This is a genomic window from Streptomyces sp. NPDC051133, assembly GCF_040682635.1.
Lineage (GTDB): Bacteria > Actinomycetota > Actinomycetes > Streptomycetales > Streptomycetaceae > Streptomyces.
Map to the genome: position 1 here is coordinate 1 of NZ_JBFBBK010000065.1, position 19,857 is coordinate 19,857.

The following is a 19,857-nucleotide window of genomic DNA, read 5'->3' on the forward strand; positions in this document are numbered from 1 at the left end:
CCCGCGCCAGGCACGGCCCGTTGAACGGGGAACCCACCCGAAGCCCCAACCGGTCACCACCGGCAGGCAGACGGGAATCCCCTCCCTTTAGGGAGGGGAGGACGTCAAGCGCTGTCCGTCCTCGGTCGGCGGGAGACCGTACGCGGCCACGATAGGCCGGTGCCGGTGCGGCCCGGCGGACGGCGGTTCCGCGCGCACTCACCGGACGAGAGCTCGATGCTCGCCGACGTGGTGTCGCAGGCCGGGGCGGCTTCAGCCGGTGAAGTCCCGTGCTGGTCAAGGACTTTCTTTGTTTCAAGTCTTGACGACCGCAAGGGCCGGGAGCACATTGTCGGCACCTTGGGAGCGCTCTCAAGCCGTCACCCGCATCCCCCAACTTGCACCCGGGAGGCACCCCCGTTGAACGAAACCCCCGGCATATCGCATACAAACAGCAGACGTTCGCATACAAGCGGCGGACTTTCGCATACAGACGGCAGTCGGTCGCATATCGTGCACCGGCGACGGTATTTCGTCCGCAGGATCCTCGTCGCCGCCCTCGGCACGCTGGGCCTCGCCGCCGCCCTGGCGACCGTCGGCACCCTCCCCGCCGGCGCCTCCGCGCCCGCACCCCCCTCCGGCTGGACCCAGCTCTTCCTGGACGACTTCAACGGCTCTGCCGGCTCGGGCGTGAACACGGCCGACTGGCAGTACGACACCGGGACGTCGTACCCGGGCGGCGCCGCGAACTGGGGCACCGGCGAGGTCGAGACGATGACGTCCAGCACGAACAACGTCGCCCTCGACGGCAACGGCAACCTGCTCATCACCCCGCGCCGGGACGCCTCCGGCAACTGGACCTCCGGCCGCATCGAGACCACCCGCACCGACTTCCAGCCCCCGGCCGGCGGGAAGCTGCGCGTCGAGGCCCGTGTCCAGATGCCGAACGTGACCAGCGACGCGGCCGCCGGGTACTGGCCCGCCTTCTGGATGCTGGGCGCGCCCTACCGCGGCAACTACCAGAACTGGCCGAGCGTCGGCGAGCTGGACGTGATGGAGAACGTCCAGGGCCTGAACAAGACGTGGGCCACCATGCACTGCGGCACCAGTCCGGGCGGTCCGTGCAACGAGACGACGGGGCTCGGCAATTCGACCGCCTGCCCGAACACCACCTGCCAGTCGGGCTTCCACACGTACACGATGGAGTGGGACCGCTCGGTGAGCCCGGAGGCCATCCGGTTCTCGGTCGACGGCGTCAACTACCAGACCGTCACGGCGAACCAGATGGACGCCACCACGTGGGCGAACGCCACGAATCACGGATTCTTCGTGATCCTGAACGTGGCGATGGGCGGCGGTTTCCCCGGCGCCTTCGGCGGCGGCCCGACCGGCGCCACCGAGCCGGGGCACCCGATGGCCGTGGACTACGTGCAGGTCCTGCAGTCCTCGGGCAGCGGCGGCGGCACCACTCCCCCGCCGTCCGGCGACCGGGACGCCTACAGCGCCATCCAGGCCGAGTCGTACGACAGCCAGTCGGGCGTGAGCACCGAGACGACCACGGACACCGGCGGCGGCCAGGACGTCGGCTACATCGCGAACGGCGACTGGGCGCTGTACAAGGGCGTGAAGTTCGGCTCGACGGCGGCGACCCAGTTCAACGCCCGGGTGGCGAGCGGCGCCGCGTCCGGGGTGAGTGGTCTGGTCGAGGTGCGTCTGGACAGCCGCAGCAACGCGCCGATCGGCAGTTTCGCGGTGGGCGACACCGGCGGCTGGCAGAGCTGGAGGACGGTCCCGGCCAACATCGGCGCGGTGACCGGCACGCACGACGTCTATCTGACGTTCACCAGTGGCCAGCCGGCCGACTTCGTGAACGTGAACTGGTTCGACTTCGGTCACTGAACACCCGGCGGCGCCCGGGTCGGCCGTCCCGCACGGTCGCCCCTGGCGCCGCCGCCATGACACGGCCACGCCGCCAGGCGGTCACACAGTCAGGCCGTCACGCGGTCACGCAGTCACGCGGTCAGGCCGTCAAACGGTCACGCCGTCACGCCGTCCGTCCCGCGTTCACGCGTTCACGCGTTCACGCGGTACGCAACTCCGCCCGAAACGTCACCGGCGTCTGTCCGGTGTGCAGATGGAAGAACTTGGAGAAGTTCGCCGCGTCGGGAAAGCCCACGGCCGCCCCGACGCGGCCGATCGGCATGTCCGTGTGCGCGAGGAGGCGTTTGGCCTCGAGGACGACGCGTTTGTCGATGAAGCCCTTCGGTGTCTCGCCGGTGGCCGCGCGGACGGCGCGGACGAGGGTGCGGCGGGAGTAACCGAGGGCGTCGGCGTAGGCGCTGACGCTGTGATTGGTGGCGAACCCCTGCTCCACGGCGTCCCGGAACCGCGTGAAGGTGCTGTCCGTCTGCTGCCGTGAGACCTCGGCGGAACGGGCCGCGAGGTGGGCGAGGCGCAGCAGGAACGCGGTGAGGGTGTGTCTGAGGACGGCCGTGTGCAGGCTGAGCGGGAGCGTCGCGGTGTCCTCGTACTCGCGGCGCAGCTGGTCGAGGGCGGCCTGGAGCGCGGCGCGCTGGGCCGGTTCGGGGTGCAGCAGCGGCGGGAGGTCGTAGCGGTACAGGCCGGTGGCCTCGACGGTGGCGCGCGGCAGGAAGCCGGGCTGCATGGTGAGGACGGTTCCGCGGTACACGCACTCCCGGGAGAAGCGGTGGACCTGTCCGGGGCGGATCCACAGCAGGTCGCCGGCCGTGGCCTCGTGCTCGGCGAAGTCGACCATGTGGCGTACGGGGCCGTCGGTGAAGAGCATGACGACGTGGAAGTCGATGCGGTGGACGCGGTCGAGCGGGGCGTCGGCGTGCCAGGTGCGGCCGGTTCCCATGGGTGCGATCTGCATGCCGACGCCGCCGACGGCGAGCTCGGCCGGGAAGGGGAAGGTTCTGATTCCGTCGCCGTCCGAGGCTCTGCCGCCGCCCGTGACCTTGCCGCCGCCCATGGCTTTGCCGCCGCCCATGGCTTTGCCGCCGCCCGTGGCTCCGCCGGCTGCTTGTGGCGTTCTGTCGGCCATGTCCTGTTCGCGCCGTCCGTGTTCCGTGCTCGCTGTCCCAGATTCACCACAGACTGACACACCCCGACCTTCCTTCGAAAAAGTCAGACTTTTAAGTTTGAACGCGTCCGGCCAGCAATCCCGCACTTGACGAGGACTTCTTGAAGATGAGCGCACAGACTTCCGAGAGCTTCGAGTGGACCGACCTCGACCGGCGAGCCGTGGACACCGCCCGTCTTCTGGCGGCCGATGCGGTGCAGAACGTGGGCAACGGGCACCCCGGCACCGCGATGAGCCTGGCTCCTGCCGCGTACACGATCTTTCAAAAGGTGATGCGTCATGACCCTGCCGACCCGGAGTGGGCGGGCCGTGACCGCTTCGTCCTCTCCCCCGGTCACACCTCGCTGACCCTCTACACGCAGCTGTTCCTCGCCGGGTACGAGCTGGAGCTGGACGACCTGAAGGCGTTCCGCACGCACGGCTCGAAGACGCCGGGCCACCCCGAGTACGGGCACACCGCGGGCGTGGAGACCACCACCGGCCCGCTGGGCCAGGGTGTCGCCAACGCCGTCGGCATGGCGATGGCCGCCCGCTACGAGCGCGGCCTGTTCGACCCGGAGGCCCCCGAGGGCGCCTCCCCCTTCGACCACACCATCTGGGCGATCGTCTCCGACGGCGACCTGGAGGAGGGCGTCTCCGCCGAGGCCTCCTCCCTCGCCGGCCACCAGAGGCTCGGCAACCTGGTCTTCCTCTACGACGACAACCACATCTCCATCGAGGGCGACACCGCGACCGCCTTCTCCGAGGACGTGCTCAAGCGGTACGAGGCCTACGGCTGGCACACCCAGCGCGTGGAGCCCACCGCCGACGGCGACGTCGACGTCCCCGCCCTGTACGCGGCGCTCAGGGCCGCGCAAGCAGAGACCGGACGGCCTTCGATCATCGCGCTGCGCACGATCATCGCCTGGCCCGCCCCGAACGCGCGCAACACCGAGGCCTCCCACGGCTCCGCGCTCGGCGAGGAGGAGATCGCCGCCACCAAGCGCGTCCTCGGCTTCGACCCCGAGCGGAGCTTCGAGGTCGACGACGCGGTGCTGAAGCACACCCGCCGGGCCCTGGACCGGGGCGCCGAGGCCCACGCGGCCTGGGACAAGCGGATCGCCGAGTGGCGGGCCGCCCGGCCGGAGCGCGGCGCCCTCTTCGACCGGGTCGGCAAGGGCGAGCTGCCCGAGGGCTGGCAGGACGCGCTGCCCGTCTTCGAGGAGGGCAGGTCGGTCGCCACGCGTGCCGCCTCCGGCAAGGTGCTGCAGGCGCTCGGCCCGGTGATCCCCGAGCTGTGGGGCGGCTCCGCCGACCTCGCCGGGTCGAACAACACCACCATCGACAAGACGTCCTCCTTCCTGCCCGAGGGCAACCCGCTGCCCGAGGCCGACCCGTACGGCCGTACCGTCCACTTCGGCATCCGCGAGTTCTCGATGGCCGCGGAGATGAACGGCATCGCCCTGCACGGGAACACCCGGATCTACGGCGGCACCTTCCTGGTCTTCTCCGACTACATGCGCAACGCCGTGCGGATGTCGGCGCTGATGCAACTGCCGGTGACGTACGTGTGGACGCACGACTCCATCGGCCTCGGCGAGGACGGCCCCACCCACCAGCCGGTCGAGCACCTGGCCTCCCTGCGGGCGATCCCGGGGCTGAACGTCGTCCGCCCGGCCGACGCCAACGAGACCGCGGTGGCCTGGGCCGAGATCCTGAAGAGGCACGCCGTGAACCCCGCCCCGCACGGGCTCGCGCTCACCCGCCAGGGCGTGCCGGTGTACGCGCCGAACGAGGACGCGGCCAAGGGCGGCTATGTGCTGCGCGAGTCGTCGACGGAGGTCCCGGAGGTGATCATCATCGCGACGGGCTCCGAGGTGCAGCTCGCCGTGGCCGCGCGGGAGCGGCTGGAGGCCGAGGGGACCGGTACGCGGGTGGTGTCGATGCCGTCCGTGGAGTGGTTCGAGGAGCAGCCCCGCGCCTACCGCGAGCGGGTGCTGCCGCCGTCCGTGAAGGCCCGGGTCGCCGTCGAGGCCGGGATCGGCCTGACCTGGTACCGGTACGTGGGCGACGCGGGACGCATCGTCTCCCTCGAGCACTTCGGCGCCTCCGCCGCTGCCGGGACCCTGTTCGCCGAGTTCGGCTTCACCCCCGAGAACGTCGCCGCGGCGGCCCGCGAGTCGCTCGCCGCCGCGCGCGCCTGATCCGTCCGCGACACCACGAGAAAGATGACTACCGTGACCGAAGCAATCGCCACCGCCGGAGCCCTCGAGCGCCTTGCCGACGAGGGGGTCTCCATCTGGCTGGACGACCTGTCGCGCAAGCGGATCGCCTCGGGCAACCTGGCCGACCTGATCGAGAACAGGAACGTCGTCGGCGTCACCACCAACCCGTCGATCTTCCAGGCCGCCATAGGCTCCGGTGAGGGATACGAGGAGCAGCTGACCGATCTGGCCGTGCGCGGGGTGACGGTCGAGGAGGCGGTGCGGATGATGACGACCGCCGACGTGCGGACCGCCGCCGATATTCTGCATTCTGTATACACCGCCTCGGACGGCCGTGACGGCCGCGTCTCCATCGAGGTCGACCCCCGTCTCGCCCACCGCACGCAGGCGACCGTCGCCGAGGCCAAGCAGCTGGCCTGGCTGGTCGACCGCCCCAACGTGATGATCAAGATCCCGGCCACCGAGGCGGGCCTGCCGGCGATCACCGAGGTCATCGGCCTGGGCATCAGCGTCAACGTCACGCTGATCTTCTCCCTGGAGCGCTACCGCGCGGTCATGGACGCCTACCTGGCCGGCCTGGAGAAGGCCCGCGAGCGCGGCATCGACCTGTCGACGATCCACTCCGTGGCGTCCTTCTTCGTCTCCCGCGTGGACTCCGAGATCGACAAGCGGCTGACCGCCCTCGGCACAGACGAGGCCCTCGCCCTCAAGGGCCGCGCGGCCCTCGCCAATGCCCGGCTCGCCTACGAGGCCTACGAGGAGGTCTTCGCGTCCGAGCGCTGGCTGGCACTCGCCGGCGACCGGGCGAACAAGCAGCGTCCGCTGTGGGCGTCCACCGGTATGAAGGATCCTGCATACAAGGACACCCTGTACGTGGACGAGCTGGTCGCGCCGGGCACGGTCAACACCATGCCGGAGGCCACCTTGAACGCGGTCGCCGACCACGGCGGGATCACCGGCGACACCGTGACCGGCGGTTACGCGCAGGCCCACGCCGACCTGGCCGCCGTGGAGCGGCTCGGCATCTCCTACGACGAGGTCGTCCAGCAGCTCGAGGACGAGGGCGTCGCCAAGTTCGAGGCGGCCTGGCAGGACCTGCTGGACGCCGTAGCGAAGTCCCTGACGAACAAGGGAGTTGACGCCCGATGACCGAGAACGCACCCGCCGCCGCGGCACCCGCACCCGAGGCGGTGCAGGTCCCGGTGATCCCGTCCGCCGACTGGGAGAACCCGCTGCGGGACGCCCGCGACCGCCGGCTCCCCCGCATCGCCGGACCGTCCGGGCTGGTCATCTTCGGTGTGACCGGTGACCTGTCCCGCAAGAAGCTGATGCCGGCGGTGTACGACCTCGCCAACCGGGGTCTGCTGCCGCCGGGCTTCTCCCTGGTCGGCTTCGCCCGCCGGGACTGGGAGGACCAGGACTTCGCCGAGGTCGTGCACGACGCGGTGCGCGAGCACTCGCGGACCCCGTTCCGCGAGGAGGTCTGGCAGCAGCTCGCCGAGGGCATGCGGTTCATCCCCGGCGACTTCGACGACGACACCGCGTTCAAGCAGCTCAAGGACGCCGTCGACGAGCTGGACGCCTCCCGCGGCACCGGCGGCAACTTCGCCTTCTACCTGTCGGTGCCGCCGAAGTTCTTCCCCAAGGTCGTCCAGCAGCTGAAGAAGGTCGGCCTGGCGACCCCGCCCCAGGGTTCGTGGCGGCGCGCGGTCATCGAGAAGCCGTTCGGACACGACCTGGCCAGCGCCATCGACCTGAACACGATCGTGCACGAGGTGTTCGAACCGGACCAGGTGTTCCGGATCGACCACTACCTCGGCAAGGAGACCGTCCAGAACATCCTGGCGCTGCGCTTCGCCAACCAGATGTACGAGCCGATCTGGAACCGCTCCTACGTCGACCACGTGCAGATCACCATGGCCGAGGACATCGGCATCGGCGGCCGGGCCGGCTACTACGACGGCATCGGCGCCGCCCGTGACGTCATCCAGAACCACCTGCTGCAGCTGATGGCGCTCACCGCCATGGAGGAGCCGATCGCGTTCGACGCGGAGGCGCTGCTCACCGAGAAGCTGAAGGTGCTGAAGTCGGTGCGGCTGCCGAAGGACCTGGGCGCGTCGACCGTGCGCGCGCAGTACGCGGCCGGCTGGCAGGGCGGCGAGAAGGTCGTCGGCTACCTCCAGGAGGAGGGCATCGACCCCAAGTCGAAGACCGACACCTTCGCCGCGCTCAAGCTCGGCATCGACAACCGCCGCTGGGCCGGAGTCCCCTTCTACCTGCGCGCCGGCAAGCGGCTCGGCCGCCGCGTGACGGAGATCGCGGTGGTCTTCAAGCGGGCCCCGCACTCGCCGTTCGACTCCACGGCGACGGAGGAACTGGGCCAGAACGCGATCGTCATCCGCGTCCAGCCGGACGAGGGCATGACGGTCCGGTTCGGCTCGAAGGTGCCGGGCACCTCGATGGAGATCCGGGACGTGTCCATGGACTTCGCCTACGGCGAGTCGTTCACGGAGTCGAGCCCGGAGGCGTACGAGCGGCTCATCCTGGACGTGCTGCTCGGCGACGCGAACCTGTTCCCCCGTCACCAGGAAGTGGAAGAGTCCTGGAAGATCCTCGACCCGATCGAGGCGTACTGGGCGGCACACGGCAGGCCGGCGCAGTACGCGTCGGGCACCTGGGGACCGACGGAAGCGGACGAGATGCTCGCACGAGACGGACGGAGCTGGCGCAGGCCATGAAGATCGACCTGACCGACACCACGGCAAGCAAGATCAACAAGGCGTTGGTGCAGGGCCGCCGCGCCATCGGCACCCCGGCCGTGGGCATGGTCCTGACGATGGTCATCGTCACGGACGAGGAGAACGCCTACGACTCGATCAAGGCCGCCGAGGAGGCCTCGCACGAGCACCCCTCGCGCACCCTGGTCGTCATCAAGCGGCATGCCCGCACCCTGCGCGACCGCACCCACTCCCGGCTCGACGCCGAGGTCCGGGTCGGCTCCGAGGCCGGCACCGGCGAGACCGTCGTACTGCGCACCTACGGCGAGGTGTCCGACCACGCCGACTCGGTCGTCCTGCCGCTGCTGCTGCCGGACGCGCCCGTCGTCGTGTGGTGGCCGGTGGAGGCGCCCGACACCCCGTCCAAGGACCCGCTGGGCGCGCTCGCCCAGCGCCGGATCACCGACCTCTACGCGGTCGAGCGGCCGCTGGAGGTCCTGCAGACCCGGGCCCACAACTACGCGCCCGGCGACACCGACCTCGCCTGGACCCGGCTCACCCTGTGGCGGTCGATGCTGGCCGCGGCCCTGGACCAGGCGCGGGTGAAGGTGACGTCCGCGGCCGTGGAGGCCGAGGCGGACAACCCCAGCGCCGAACTCCTCGCGCGCTGGATCGGGGTCCGGCTCGGCGTCCCGGTGGACCGGGTGGTGACCGGCGGTCCGTTCGTCACGGCCGTACGCCTCGGCACCGCGAACGGCGAGATCGTCGTCGACCGCCCCGAGGGCCCCCTCGCGACCCTGACCCTGCCGGGCCAGCCGCCGCGCACCCTCGCCCTCAAGGTCCGCCCCACCTCCGAACTCATCGCCGAGGAGCTGCGCCGCCTCGACGCCGACGAGATGTACGCCATCGCCCTCACGGGCGAGGCCGGCAAGGAGAACGCCTGACATGTCCGACGCCCCGTCAGACACCCCGAAGCTCACCCGGCGGCCCGAGTGGACGGCGCTCGCCGACCACCGCGCCGCGGGCCAGCCGCACCTGCGCGAGCTGTTCGCCGCGGACCCCGGCCGCGCCGAGCGGTACGTCGTCCGGGTCGGCGACCTGCACATCGACTACAGCAAGCACCTGATCACCGACGAGACCCTGGCCCTGCTCCAGGAACTCGCCACCGCCACCGGCGTGTTCGGGCTGCGGGACGCCATGTTCCGCGGCGAGAAGATCAACGTCACCGAGGACCGGGCCGTGCTGCACACCGCGCTGCGCGCCCCGCGGGACGCGGTGATCGAGGTCGACGGCGAGAACGTGGTCCCGGCCGTGCACGCCGTCCTCGACAAGATGGCGGACTTCGCCGGCCGCGTCCGCTCCGGTGAGTGGACCGGCCACACCGGCAAGCGCATCAGGAACGTCGTCAACATCGGCATCGGCGGCTCCGATCTCGGCCCCGCGATGGCCTACGAGGCACTGCGCCCGTACACCGCGCGCGAGCTGACGTTCCGGTTCGTGTCCAACGTGGACGGCGCCGACCTGCACGAGGCCGTCCGCGACCTGGACCCGGCCGAGACGCTGTTCATCGTGGCGTCCAAGACGTTCACCACGATCGAGACGATCACCAACGCCACCTCGGCCCGCTCCTGGCTGCTCGCGGCCTTCGACGGCGACGACAAGGCCGTCGCCCGGCACTTCGTGGCGCTGTCCACGAACGCCGGGAAGGTCACCGAGTTCGGCATCGACCCGGACAACATGTTCGAGTTCTGGGACTGGGTCGGCGGCCGCTACTCGTACGACTCCGCGATCGGCCTGTCCCTGATGATCGCCATCGGACCGGACCGCTTCCGTGAGATGCTCGACGGCTTCCGGACCGTCGACGACCACTTCCGCACCGCCCCCGCCGAGGCCAACGCGCCGCTGCTGCTGGGCCTGCTGGGCATCTGGTACGGCAACTTCCACGACGCCCAGTCCCACGCCGTCCTGCCCTACAGCCACTACCTGTCGAAGTTCACCGCCTACCTGCAGCAGCTGGACATGGAGTCCAACGGCAAGTCGGTGCAGCGCGACGGCGAGCCCGTGGAGTGGCAGACCGGCCCCGTCGTGTGGGGCACGCCCGGCACCAACGGGCAGCACGCCTACTACCAGTTGATCCACCAGGGCACCAAGCTGATCCCGGCGGACTTCATCGGCTTCGCCCGGCCGGTGGCCGAGCTGAGCGGTGAACTCAAGGCCCAGCACGACCTGCTGATGGCCAACTTCTTCGCGCAGACGCAGGCCCTCGCCTTCGGCAAGACCGCGCAGGAGGTACGCGCGGAGGGCGTGCCGGAGGAACTGGTCGCGCACAAGACCTTCCACGGCAACCGCCCGACCACGACGGTCCTGGCGAAGGAACTCACCCCCTCCGTCCTCGGCCAGCTGATCGCCCTCTACGAGCACAAGGTGTTCGTGCAGGGCGCGGTCTGGAACATCGACTCCTTCGACCAGTGGGGCGTCGAACTCGGCAAGGTCCTCGCCAAGCGCGTGGAACCCGCCCTCACCGACGGCGCCGACGTGCCCGGTCTCGACCCGTCCACCAAGGCCCTCGTCGCCGCCTACCGCACGCTTAGGAAGTGAACTGACATGCAGCTCGGTCTCATCGGTCTCGGCAAGATGGGCGGCAACATGCGCGAGCGGATCCGCCGCGCCGGCCACACCGTCATCGGCTACGACCGCAACCCCGAGGTCTCCGACGTCAAGAGCCTCGAAGAACTGGTCCAGAAGCTGGACGCGCCCCGCACAGTCTGGGTGATGGTCCCGGCCGGCACCGCCACCCAGGGCGTCATCGACGAGCTCAAGGACCTGCTGTCCGAGGGCGACACGGTGGTCGACGGCGGCAACTCCCGCTGGACGGACGACGAGAAGCACGCCGCCGAACTCGGCGTCAAGGGCATCGGCTTCGTCGACGCGGGCGTCTCCGGCGGCGTGTGGGGCCTGCAGAACGGCTACGCCCTCATGGTCGGCGGCGACAAGGAGCACGTGGAGCGGCTGCGGCCGGTCTTCGAGGCGCTCAAGCCCGAGGGCCCGTACGGCTACGTCCACGCGGGCCGGGTCGGCGCCGGGCACTTCTCGAAGATGGTCCACAACGGCATCGAGTACGCCATGATGCAGGCCTACGCCGAGGGCTGGGAGCTGCTGGAGAAGGTCAAGTCGGTGGACAACGTCCGCGAGGTCTTCCGCTCCTGGCAGGAGGGCACCGTCATCCGCTCCTGGCTGCTCGACCTCGCGGTCAACGCCCTGGACGAGGACCAGCACCTTCAGAACCTGCGCGGCTACGCGGAGGACTCCGGCGAGGGCCGCTGGACCGTCGAGGCGGCCATCGACAACGCCGTACCACTGCCCGCGATCACCGCCTCCCTGTTCGCCCGGTTCGCCTCCCGGCAGGACGACTCGCCGCAGATGAAGATGATCGCGGCGCTGCGCAACCAGTTCGGCGGCCACGCGGTCGAGAAGAAGGACTGAACCGCCGTGGGCGACCTGCTGCTGGTCCGCCACGGTGAGACGGAGTGGAGCCGGTCGGGACAGCACACCAGCTACACCGACCTGCCCCTGATCGGGCACGGCGAGGAACAGGCCAAGTCCCTCGCTCCGCTCCTCACCGGCCGGACCTACGCCCGCGCGCTGGCCAGCCCGCTGGGCCGCGCGATACGCACCGCCGAACTGGCGGGCCTGATCGGGATCGTGCCCGACCCGGACCTGCACGAGTGGGACTACGGCGGCTACGAGGGCATCACCACCGCCGAGATCCACCGCACCCGACCCGGCTGGGACCTGTGGACCGACGGCGTGCCGCCCGGCCCGCAGGGGCACCCGGGCGAGTCGCCCGAGCAGATCGGGGCCCGCGCCGACCGGGTGCTGGCCCGGATCGGCGCGGCACTCGCCGAGGACGCCGGGGATGTCGTCCTCGTCGCCCACGCCCACTTCCTGCGGGTGCTGACCGCCCGCCGACTCGGCCTGCCGCCCGCCGAGGGCCGGCTGTTCCAGCTGGCCACCGGCACGGTCAGCCGGCTGTCCACCGAGCACGGGCGTCCCGTGATCGCGGAGTGGAACAGACGGCCGTAACGGCCTTTCCCGTGGCCCGGTTCACCGCTGGTGGACCGGGCCACGGTCTTACGGCGTCGTACGGCGGCCGGGATTTGGTCAACGGGATCCAGTCGCCGGGATTCAGTCGTCAGGATGCAGTCGTGAGTATCCAGTCGCCGAGATGCAGTCGGCAGGATCCTGTCGCTGGGGATCTGGTCACCGGCGGGATGCAGTCGGGGGGATCCGGTCGACCGGATGCAGTTGCCGGGATCCAGTCCGACGGCCCGGCCGGGACCGAAGTGCCGGACGAGGGAGTCGGCGAGGGCGCCGGCGGGCGGGGCTGTGGATCGAGTGCGTCCATGTGGTCGATGACGAGCTGCTTGCAGGGGTGCCACAAATTCCTTGCTACGTATCCACTCGCCTATCCTCCACATGAAGACCACCGCCAGGTTCGCCGCGTCGGCATCTATGTCCGCATCTCCGATGACCGAGAGGGTGGCGGCCTCGGCGTGAAGCGCCAGGAGGACGACTGCCGTCTCCGGGCCGCCTCGCTCGGCTGGAAGGTCGTGGAGGTGTACGTCGACAACGACGTGACAGCCGCCGACCGCCGGAAGAAGCGCAAGCACTACCTCCGGATGCTGGAGGACGTGAAGTCCGGCCACATCGACGCCATCGCGTCCTGACACCCAGACCGCCTGTACCGCCAGCCTGCGGAACTGGAAGACCTGATCCTCATCGTGGAGCAGCACAAAACCGAGATCAGGACCGCGACGGCCGGGGAGCTCGACCTCAACACTCCGGCAGGACGCTTTATTGCCCGCACCCTAGGATCTGTCGCGAAGTTCGAGGTTGAGCACAAGCAGGAGCGCATCCTCCGCAAGGTCCAGGAGCTGGTGGCGGCCGGGAAGATCCACAACTCCGGTCATCGGCCCTTCGGCTACACCCGGTTGTTCGACGGCGAGGGCCCACGCCGGAAGATCCTCGGCGAGATCGTCAATGATGACGAGGGCAAGTGGATCAAACGCTGGGCCGACCGGGCCTCGGCGGGAGAGAAGCTGTACTCCCTGGTCATGGACGCCCACGAGCACGGCGTGAAGACCACCACCGGAGGAGAGAACCGAGACCAGAAGCTCCTCCGACACATCGACGTCGCTCGGGCCGAGAAGGCGACGAGGGCGAAGGCCAAGCGCGTACTGGTCTCTGCTGCCTGATGCAGGACGTGCGGAGCTACTTCGGCAAGACCTGGCCTTGGTCCGTCACGTAGTAGTCGTTCTTGCACTCCATGAGGGCGGCTTCGTCCACGTTGGTCGGACCGCCTGCCTGTTGGGTGCAGAACCTCGTCAGGATCTGGAACTTCTGCGCGGGGGACACCCCGGCAGGCTGGTTGTTCTGCTGCTGATCGTTCTGCGACTGGTCCACCTGCCCCTGCACCCAGGGATCCGGAGAAGAGGTGCCCGAGCTTCCATCAGAGCCCAGGACCGCACCGCCCAGGAAGAACGAAGCGACAGCAACGGCGGCGACACCGCCCCACAGGGCCACAGGCCGCTTCCACCAAGGCGTCTCCATCCTCGTCAGGATGGCCTGGTACTCCGGGTCGTACTCGTCTCGCCAGCCGTCCGGCGTGTCCGCCCCGGTGCGCGCCGTGGGAGCACCAGACGGGCGCGGGGGAACGTTCGGGGGAAGTGGCGACGGGTTCTCCACGAGAGCCTCCTTGGAGCCCTGACCGGCAACTACGTCGTGCACGAGGAGTCAGGCGGCACAGAGTATGCACGAGACATACATGGGATCTACATATAGGTCCGGGTCGTGATCTAGCCGTGAACTACTAACGGCCGCAGCCGCGTCACGACAGGGGGTTCTCCGACTGTTGCTGCGGGACGGCGCCGTTGACGCTCGCTTGCGGAAGAGGATCGGCCGGCTTCGGACCACCGCCAAGGTCGGACAGCTCGGCTGCCGAGAGCTTCAGGATCAGCGCGGCTCGCAGATGCGCCTTGATGGTGGGGTCTTCCTCTTGGGTCAACAGCTCGATCGCCTTGCCCAGGTCGCTCTGGGCCTTCATGTCTTCACGAAGTCCCCGGCTCTGGGCCTCCATGTGCTGGAGCGAGCGCAGAGTCGGCGCGCTTGTGGAACAGCGATCCGATCGCAACGTCAGCAGCCCGGCCACGCTTGAGACGACCGCGGCAGCACTCCCCACGGCCCCTGGTGGGACACCGGCCTCTCATCCTGAGCCGCGCCCAAGCCGCCTCCTCCGGTCACTCCCCCCCCCCGCCGGAGGGGGCTTTTTCATGCCCGCCAGACCCTGAAGGAGGCACCATGGCCGCTGAGAAGTACCCCGGCGCCAGCACCGCGCACTGGTACGAGCGCAAGTACCCCGGTGACTCGATGCGCGTGAACACGATCGTCTGGCACTCCACCGAGGGCACCGGCCTGGACGACTACCAGGGCGGCGCCATCGCCCCGCCCCTCACCGCTATGCCGGACTTCGCGGAGCGAAGAAGATCCGCTGCTACCAGCACTTCGACTTCGACGGATCCGCCCGCGCGCTGGTCCACGCCGAGGCGGTGGCCACCAACACCACGAGGCGGTCAACATCGTTCGCGAGGCGCTGGAGGAGGATCCGCTGTAGGTCTCGCACGCCTCCCGGCGGACCCCAACATCAAGCTCAAGCAGGTGGGGTGCTATTCAGACAACCGACAGGGCGCGATCCGGACAAGAAGATGCTCGGAAGCCGTGCCCTAGCGGAAAGGAACAGACTGGTGCCCCTCCTCAAGAAGGCCGTCCTGAGCGCGGTCCTGCTCGCCGCTCTCGGAGCCTCGTTGACCGCCTGCGGCAGTGACAACTCCTCGTCCAAGAGTGACACCGACGCCAAAGCGAGGGCATCCTGGGCCGCAGACCAGCAGGCCTGGGCCGACCAGCAGCAGGCGAGCACTTTCACCGTCGGCCTGACGGGAACCGCTAAGTGGCGTGACGGCACCACCGCGAAGCTCAGTGAACTCACCCGCAGACGTATCACCGACGACGACATATCGATGCTGGATGATGGACAGCCCTACCTGAGCTTCAAGATCACAGTCATCAACGGCACCAAGGAACCTCTTGATCTCTCGGGGTTCAACATGGTCTGCCCCGCAGGCAGCAATGAGGTACGCACCGAGACCATCAAGGGCATTCCTGGCAATCACCTGTTGGTTGGTGACTCGGCCACCTGGGCGGCTGGCTGCACGTTCAGTCCCTCTCAGACCAAGTTGCAGGTGGAACTGACCCAGCCCTACAACGAACGCACTGGAGACGTATCCGGGACCGCCATCTTCACCGGCACGGTCGAGACCAAGTAGCAGCAGCCCAACCGCCCGAATCCACACCGCGTCCTGACGGCTACCCCGGCCCTATGAGGGTTCGGCATGCTGGTGGTCACCGACACGATGAACACCACCGTCACCCAGCTGTCCAGGAGCCCACCTCGGACACAGGGCGAGCCCCGACCACCCTCGGACGGTCGGGGCCCGCCGGTGGCGTTCAGACCTCCTCCTCGAAGACGAAGTCCTCGTCATCGAAGTCCTCGATCTCTGGTTCCTCCCCATTGGCATAGGTGATCGGCTCCGGATCCCAATGCCGGTACTCCCAGCGCGCGTGAGTGGTGATCTGCTCGATGCTGCCCGCTGGCATCTCGGCACGAGCCGCCTTCATGGCGGCGATGACCACCTCGCCGTACGTGTTCTCCAGGCGGCTGTACCGAGTGACCTTCTCGTTGACCTCGATCTCCAGCTTGATCGTGAGGATCTTCCTGACGCCCACGTGTCCCTCCCTCGTGTATGGAGAATCAGTGTGTGCGGGGACCGCAGGCACGTTGCTGGTGATCTCGGAAGTTGATGCGGAAAACCCTCAAGTAGATGCGTTCGAGTGAACTTGTGCTGGGTGACGTTCAGCCCGTCGAAGCCGAGGTCGCGTGCGCAGCGCAGGAGGTCGCCGACCGCCTCCGGCCGTACGCCGAGCACGTCGAGGTCGAGGAGCCGGTACAGATGGCGCAGGCCCTGACGGTCCGCCTCGCGCTGGTGCAGGGCGGGGCTGAGCGAGGGGCCGATCCCGGCTCCGATCAGTCCGACGAGATACGAGTCCTTGGCCACATGGGACCTCCCGAGCCGTAGCTAATGTACGAACCAGTACGTTAGCTATAGCGGCCGCACGGCCCGTACGAAAGACCCCGGCCCCGTTCGGGGAACCTGCTTCTACAATCACCGGCACGCACGCGCGCGTGCCGCCCAGGCGTCCTACGGCCCGAAGGAATCCGATGACGAGCGTCGAAGAACCGGTACGACCCGGCGGACGGGTGCGCGACGCCGCCCGGACCCAGGCCGAGATCCTCGACGTGGCCACGCAGGAGTTCGCCCGCGCCGGCTACGACGGCGCCCGCGTCGACGAGATCGCCGCCCGCACCCGCACCACCAAGCGGATGATCTACTACTACTTCGGCGGCAAGGAACAGCTGTTCACGGCCGTGCTGGAGCGCGCCTACGGCGTGATCCGGGAGACCGAGCAGCAACTGGACGTCGAACACCTCGACCCCGTCGCCGCGATCCGGCGGCTCGCGGAGCTGACCTTCGACCACCACGAGCGGCACCCGGACTTCGTCCGCCTGGTCAGCATCGAGAACATCCACGGCGCCGGGCACATCGCGGCCTCCGAGAAACTCGGCAAGATCGGCTCCCCGGCGCTGGACGTGATCCGCCGGATCCTCGCCACGGGCCAGGAGTCGGGCTGTTCACGGCCGACGTGGACGCCGTCGATCTGCACGCGATGATCAGCTCGTTCTGCTTCTTCCGGGTCGCCAACCGACATACCTTCGGTGCCCTGTTCGGCCGCGACCTGGTCGACCCCGCCCAGCGCGACCACTACCGGACCATGCTCGGCGACATGGTGATCGCCTACCTCACGGCCGAACGGACGACCGGCTGACCTCCGCCCGCCGCCCACTGGGCTGCTCGCAGTGCGGAGGCCCTCCGAAGGCCGGCCTGGGGTGGCCGCCCATCTACCGGCTACCGTCTACCGTCCGCCGCCTACTGCCTACTGTCTACGGCCTCGGGTGGCGCGGCTCGTACAGGGCGAGTTCGCCACCGCCCGGGAGGCGGAACGCGGTCACCCGGCCCCAGCGGGCCTCCTCCACTGGCCGGGTGAACTCCACTCCCCGGTCCGCGAGTTGCCGTCGCGTCGCATCGAGGTCGTCGCACATCAGCATCAGCTCGTGCGTCGGCGCGTCGTCCGTGGGATGGCAGGCCACCTCGGCGGGCGGCGCCTGGAAGATGAGCCATCCGTGGCCCGCGTCGACGTGCGCCCATTGAAGGGTGTCGCGCAGGAAGGCCCGGTCGGCCTCCGCGTCCCGGCTGTAGCACCACATGCGCACCGTTGATCACGGGCGGAGGCTAGTGCGGCGGGCGGTGCCGGACAAGCACCGTCGGCCGGCGTTCCACCACTCGGCCGCACTCAGGAGCCCGGAGCCGCCGCCGCGTCGAGCAGAGGCCCGAGTTCCCGTACGACCGCCTTGAGGGGCCGTACGTCGCCTTCGGCACGGGCCAGGATGATCGCGCCCTCCAGAGCGCTGATCATCAGCGTGGCCAGGGACCCGGCGCGGGCTGCCGGTACGCCCATCCCGGTGAGGGCGTCGGCGAGCGGGGTGCTCCAGGTCGTGAACGCGTCGGCCACGGCCTGGCGAGTGGAGTTGTCGGAGGAGGCGCAGTCGACGGTGGCGGCGGCGACCGGACAGCCCGCGGCGAAGCCGTCGGTCTCGTACTCGTCGGTCCACTGGGCGACCATCGCCGCGAACAGATCGCTCGGGGCCGGCTCCTCGAGCCCCGCGAGGAAGCGCGCGATCCGCTTGCCCGCGTACCGTCCGGCCCAGGCGACCGCCTCGTTGACCAGCTGTTCCTTCCCGCCCGGGAAGTAGTGCTGGAGCGAGCCGCGCGGTGCGCCCGCGTGTGCGGCGACCTCGCGCATCCCGGTCGCGGCGACCCCCTCGCGCCGAATGAGCTGGGCCGCGCTGAAGACCATCCGCTCCCGCGGTCCCCGCCGCGCCTCGGTCATCGTCACTCTCCGATCCTCACCATCCCACTCTATGACCGCCGTCATAACGCCCGCTACTATGACAGCCGTCATAGTCGACTCATGGGTCGGAGGGCGGTCCTCATGGACGTCGGTTTCATCGGTCTCGGAGTGATGGGCCGCCCCATGGCACTACGCCTGGCGGCCGCCGGCACACCCCTCGTGGTGTGGAACCGGACCACCCAGCGCACCGAGCCGCTCCGCGCGGCCGGCGCCGAGGTCGCGGCGGACGCCGACGAGGTATTCGCGCGCACGGACGTGGTCCTGCTGATGCTCGCCGACGAGGCGTCCGTCGACACGGTCCTCGGCCGCGGTACCCCTGCCCTGGCGGCGCGGGTCGCGGGCCGCACGGTCGTCCACATGGGCACGACCTCCCCGGAGTACTCCCACGCCCTGGAGGGCGATGTGCGGGCCGCAGGCGGCCGGTACGTCGAGGCACCCGTTTCCGGGTCACGGGTCCCGGCCGAACAGGGGCAGTTGGTTGCCATGCTCGCCGGGGAGGAGTCCGCCGTGGCCGCCGTACGCCCGCTGCTCGCCCCGATGTGCCGGCAGACGTTCCTGTGCGGCCCGGCGCCGCGCGCCCTGCTGATGAAGTTGTCCGTGAACCTCTTCCTGATCACCCAGGTGACCGGACTGACCGAGGCCTTTCACTTCGCCGAGCGGCAGGGCCTGGACCGGCAACTGTTCCTGGACGTGCTCGACGCGGGCCCCATGGCGAGCGCGGTCTCCCGGATGAAGGCGCCCAAGCTCCGCGAGCGGGACTTCGCGGTGCAGGCGGCGGCACTGGACGTACTGAAGAACAACCGGCTCATCGCCGAGGCGGCGCGGAAGGCCCACCTGGCTTCACCGCTCCTCGACGAGTGCCACGCGCTGTTCGAGGAGACGGTGGCCCAGGGATACGGCGGCGAGGACATGGTCGCCGTGCTGCGGGCGATCGAGACGCGAACCGCCGAGGCGCCGTAGGCCGCCTACGGTATGCAGTCGACCGTCGCCCGCATTTCGGAAGGTCGTCTCGTCTCGCGCATGCGTGCACGCAGAACATCCCCTGCCGTATACGGACGACCGCCGACGGTGTGCAGGAGATCGCCTTCGATGTGCCGTTGTTCGCATACATACGGGTGTGCGGGCCGCACGCCGTCGCCGACTGCATTTCGCATCCCGCAGATTGCAGATTGCATACCGAACTCAGCGTTTCGGTACGCCGTACACCTTCTCCACGCGCAACCGCACCACCAGCCGCCGGTCGCGCACCATCGCGTTCCGGTAGTCGTCCCAGTCCGGGTGCTCGCCGAGGACGTCACGGTAGAGCCGGACCAGTTCCTCGACGGTCTCGTCGTGCGGATCCCGGGCGACCGGGGTCAGCTCGGCCGTGCCCTCGGCGACGGTGTACGCCCAGCGGTCGGCGCTGGTGACGTGGTAGGAGGCGCGGGGGTCGCGGCGCAGGTTGCGGGTCTTGGCGCGGTCGTCGGTGACGGAGATCCGGATGATCCGTTCGTCCGGGTCGTAGGCGTGGCTGACGTTGGACAGCTGGGGGCGGCCGTCGCGCTTGAGGGTGACCAGCACTCCAGCGTGGCCGGCGGCGAGCTGGTCGAGCAGCGCGTCCTGGGTCGGGTCCTGGGTCATGTCGGGTCAACTCGCCGACGGGCTCACACATTCCCCCCCATCCCGCGCGCCCACCGCCTCTTCACCCCTCCGTGCGTAGACAGTGTCTACGCAC

Annotated in this window: 17 protein-coding genes and 3 pseudogenes; 12 read left to right on the forward strand and 8 right to left on the reverse strand. The window is 69.4% G+C overall.

Going from position 1 to position 19,857, the window contains the following annotated elements:
• Positions 1 to 492: 492 nt before the first annotated feature.
• Entirely contained in the window at positions 493 to 1,878 is a 1,386-nt protein-coding gene (locus tag AB0N17_RS39715; RefSeq protein ID WP_366016539.1) for a glycoside hydrolase family 16 protein, read from the forward strand.
• Positions 1,879 to 2,059: 181 nt separating this feature from the next.
• Here AB0N17_RS39715 and AB0N17_RS39720 read toward each other — a convergent pair whose 3' ends face one another.
• Positions 2,060 to 2,971, reverse strand: coding sequence for an AraC family transcriptional regulator (locus AB0N17_RS39720; RefSeq protein WP_366016573.1), 912 nt, complete (start codon positions 2,969 to 2,971; stop codon positions 2,060 to 2,062).
• A gap of 218 nt (positions 2,972 to 3,189) precedes the next feature.
• Here AB0N17_RS39720 and tkt point away from each other — a divergent pair, with 218 nt between their 5' ends.
• The 8 genes and pseudogenes from tkt (at position 3,190) to AB0N17_RS39760 (ending at position 13,258) form a co-directional block, all read left to right on the forward strand.
• Positions 3,190 to 5,265, forward strand: coding sequence for a transketolase (gene tkt, locus AB0N17_RS39725; protein ID WP_366016540.1), 2,076 nt, complete (start codon positions 3,190 to 3,192; stop codon positions 5,263 to 5,265).
• Between the two features lie 24 nt (positions 5,266 to 5,289).
• On the forward strand, positions 5,290 to 6,435 hold the full coding sequence (gene tal, locus AB0N17_RS39730; RefSeq protein WP_366016541.1) for a transaldolase: 1,146 nt from the start codon (positions 5,290 to 5,292) through the stop codon (positions 6,433 to 6,435).
• Positions 6,432 to 8,024, forward strand: a complete 1,593-nt coding sequence (gene zwf / locus AB0N17_RS39735) for a glucose-6-phosphate dehydrogenase (protein ID WP_366016542.1) — start codon at positions 6,432 to 6,434, stop codon at positions 8,022 to 8,024. Before tal ends, zwf begins: the two co-directional genes overlap by 4 nt.
• Positions 8,021 to 8,947 carry a glucose-6-phosphate dehydrogenase assembly protein OpcA gene (gene opcA / locus AB0N17_RS39740; protein ID WP_366016543.1) on the forward strand — a complete coding sequence of 309 codons (927 nt, stop codon included), beginning with the start codon at positions 8,021 to 8,023 and terminating at the stop codon, positions 8,945 to 8,947. The genes zwf and opcA overlap by 4 nt, the downstream gene beginning before the upstream one ends.
• A 1-nt stretch (position 8,948) precedes the next feature.
• Complete coding sequence (gene pgi / locus AB0N17_RS39745; RefSeq protein WP_366016544.1) at positions 8,949 to 10,601, forward strand: glucose-6-phosphate isomerase; 1,653 nt, start codon at positions 8,949 to 8,951, stop codon at positions 10,599 to 10,601.
• Positions 10,602 to 10,607: 6 nt separating this feature from the next.
• Complete coding sequence (gene gnd, locus AB0N17_RS39750) at positions 10,608 to 11,486, forward strand: phosphogluconate dehydrogenase (NAD(+)-dependent, decarboxylating) (RefSeq protein ID WP_366016545.1); 879 nt, start codon at positions 10,608 to 10,610, stop codon at positions 11,484 to 11,486.
• Between the two features lie 6 nt (positions 11,487 to 11,492).
• Positions 11,493 to 12,086 carry a histidine phosphatase family protein gene (locus AB0N17_RS39755; RefSeq protein WP_366016546.1) on the forward strand — a complete coding sequence of 198 codons (594 nt, stop codon included), beginning with the start codon at positions 11,493 to 11,495 and terminating at the stop codon, positions 12,084 to 12,086.
• A gap of 329 nt (positions 12,087 to 12,415) precedes the next feature.
• A pseudogene (locus AB0N17_RS39760) lies at positions 12,416 to 13,258 on the forward strand (recombinase family protein).
• A gap of 16 nt (positions 13,259 to 13,274) precedes the next feature.
• On the opposite strand, the gene AB0N17_RS39765 reads toward AB0N17_RS39760, so the two are convergent.
• Positions 13,275 to 13,748 carry a hypothetical protein gene (locus AB0N17_RS39765; RefSeq protein ID WP_366016547.1) on the reverse strand — a complete coding sequence of 158 codons (474 nt, stop codon included), beginning with the start codon at positions 13,746 to 13,748 and terminating at the stop codon, positions 13,275 to 13,277.
• 142 nt (positions 13,749 to 13,890) lie between these two features.
• Complete coding sequence (locus AB0N17_RS39770; RefSeq protein ID WP_366016548.1) at positions 13,891 to 14,211, reverse strand: hypothetical protein; 321 nt, start codon at positions 14,209 to 14,211, stop codon at positions 13,891 to 13,893.
• A gap of 592 nt (positions 14,212 to 14,803) precedes the next feature.
• Between AB0N17_RS39770 and AB0N17_RS39775 the strand changes: the two genes are divergently transcribed.
• The gene (locus tag AB0N17_RS39775) at positions 14,804 to 15,382 is read left to right on the forward strand and encodes a hypothetical protein (protein ID WP_366016549.1); all 579 of its coding nucleotides are present in this window, start codon (positions 14,804 to 14,806) and stop codon (positions 15,380 to 15,382) included.
• A 181-nt stretch (positions 15,383 to 15,563) separates the two neighbouring features.
• On the opposite strand, the gene AB0N17_RS39780 is transcribed toward AB0N17_RS39775, so the two are convergent.
• Entirely contained in the window at positions 15,564 to 15,842 is a 279-nt protein-coding gene (locus tag AB0N17_RS39780) for a hypothetical protein (protein WP_366016575.1), read from the reverse strand.
• Positions 15,843 to 15,961: 119 nt separating this feature from the next.
• Positions 15,962 to 16,171, reverse strand: a pseudogene (locus AB0N17_RS39785) (shikimate dehydrogenase); the annotation flags it as partial.
• Between the two features lie 164 nt (positions 16,172 to 16,335).
• On the opposite strand from AB0N17_RS39785, the pseudogene AB0N17_RS39790 reads away from it, so the two are divergent.
• A pseudogene (locus AB0N17_RS39790) lies at positions 16,336 to 17,000 on the forward strand (TetR/AcrR family transcriptional regulator).
• A 115-nt stretch (positions 17,001 to 17,115) separates the two neighbouring features.
• Here the strand turns inward: AB0N17_RS39790 and AB0N17_RS39795 are convergent.
• Together AB0N17_RS39795 and AB0N17_RS39800 are read right to left on the reverse strand one after the other, a co-directional pair.
• Positions 17,116 to 17,439: an extradiol dioxygenase gene (locus AB0N17_RS39795; RefSeq protein WP_366016550.1), complete on the reverse strand. Its 324-nt coding sequence runs from the start codon at positions 17,437 to 17,439 to the stop codon at positions 17,116 to 17,118.
• A gap of 86 nt (positions 17,440 to 17,525) precedes the next feature.
• A complete protein-coding gene (locus tag AB0N17_RS39800; RefSeq protein WP_366016551.1) occupies positions 17,526 to 18,122 on the reverse strand; it encodes a TetR/AcrR family transcriptional regulator in 597 nt (198 codons plus the stop codon).
• Between AB0N17_RS39800 and AB0N17_RS39805 the strand changes: the two genes are divergently transcribed.
• Positions 18,015 to 19,103 (forward strand): NAD(P)-dependent oxidoreductase, encoded by a 1,089-nt coding sequence (locus AB0N17_RS39805; protein ID WP_366016552.1) that lies wholly within the window; start codon positions 18,015 to 18,017, stop codon positions 19,101 to 19,103. The two genes, AB0N17_RS39800 and AB0N17_RS39805, sit on opposite strands and share 108 nt — an antisense overlap.
• A 222-nt stretch (positions 19,104 to 19,325) precedes the next feature.
• Here AB0N17_RS39805 and AB0N17_RS39810 read toward each other — a convergent pair whose 3' ends face one another.
• Entirely contained in the window at positions 19,326 to 19,763 is a 438-nt protein-coding gene (locus AB0N17_RS39810; RefSeq protein ID WP_366016553.1) for a PPOX class F420-dependent oxidoreductase, read from the reverse strand.
• Positions 19,764 to 19,857 lie beyond the last annotated feature (94 nt).

Bases quoted from the DNA above. Each gene is read 5' to 3' on its own strand.
- AB0N17_RS39800 (WP_366016551.1), bottom strand. From the start codon at position 18,122: ATGACCGAGGCGCGGCGGGGACCGCGGGAGCGGATGGTCTTCAGCGCG.
- tal (WP_366016541.1), top strand. From the start codon at position 5,290: ATGACTACCGTGACCGAAGCAATCGCCACCGCCGGAGCCCTCGAGCGC.
- opcA (WP_366016543.1), top strand. From the start codon at position 8,021: ATGAAGATCGACCTGACCGACACCACGGCAAGCAAGATCAACAAGGCG.
- AB0N17_RS39720 (WP_366016573.1), bottom strand. From the start codon at position 2,971: ATGGGCGGCGGCAAGGTCACGGGCGGCGGCAGAGCCTCGGACGGCGAC.
- pgi (WP_366016544.1), top strand. From the start codon at position 8,949: ATGTCCGACGCCCCGTCAGACACCCCGAAGCTCACCCGGCGGCCCGAG.
- tkt (WP_366016540.1), top strand. From the start codon at position 3,190: ATGAGCGCACAGACTTCCGAGAGCTTCGAGTGGACCGACCTCGACCGG.
- zwf (WP_366016542.1), top strand. From the start codon at position 6,432: ATGACCGAGAACGCACCCGCCGCCGCGGCACCCGCACCCGAGGCGGTG.
- AB0N17_RS39795 (WP_366016550.1), bottom strand. From the start codon at position 17,439: ATGTGGTGCTACAGCCGGGACGCGGAGGCCGACCGGGCCTTCCTGCGC.
- AB0N17_RS39810 (WP_366016553.1), bottom strand. From the start codon at position 19,763: ATGACCCAGGACCCGACCCAGGACGCGCTGCTCGACCAGCTCGCCGCC.
- gnd (WP_366016545.1), top strand. From the start codon at position 10,608: ATGCAGCTCGGTCTCATCGGTCTCGGCAAGATGGGCGGCAACATGCGC.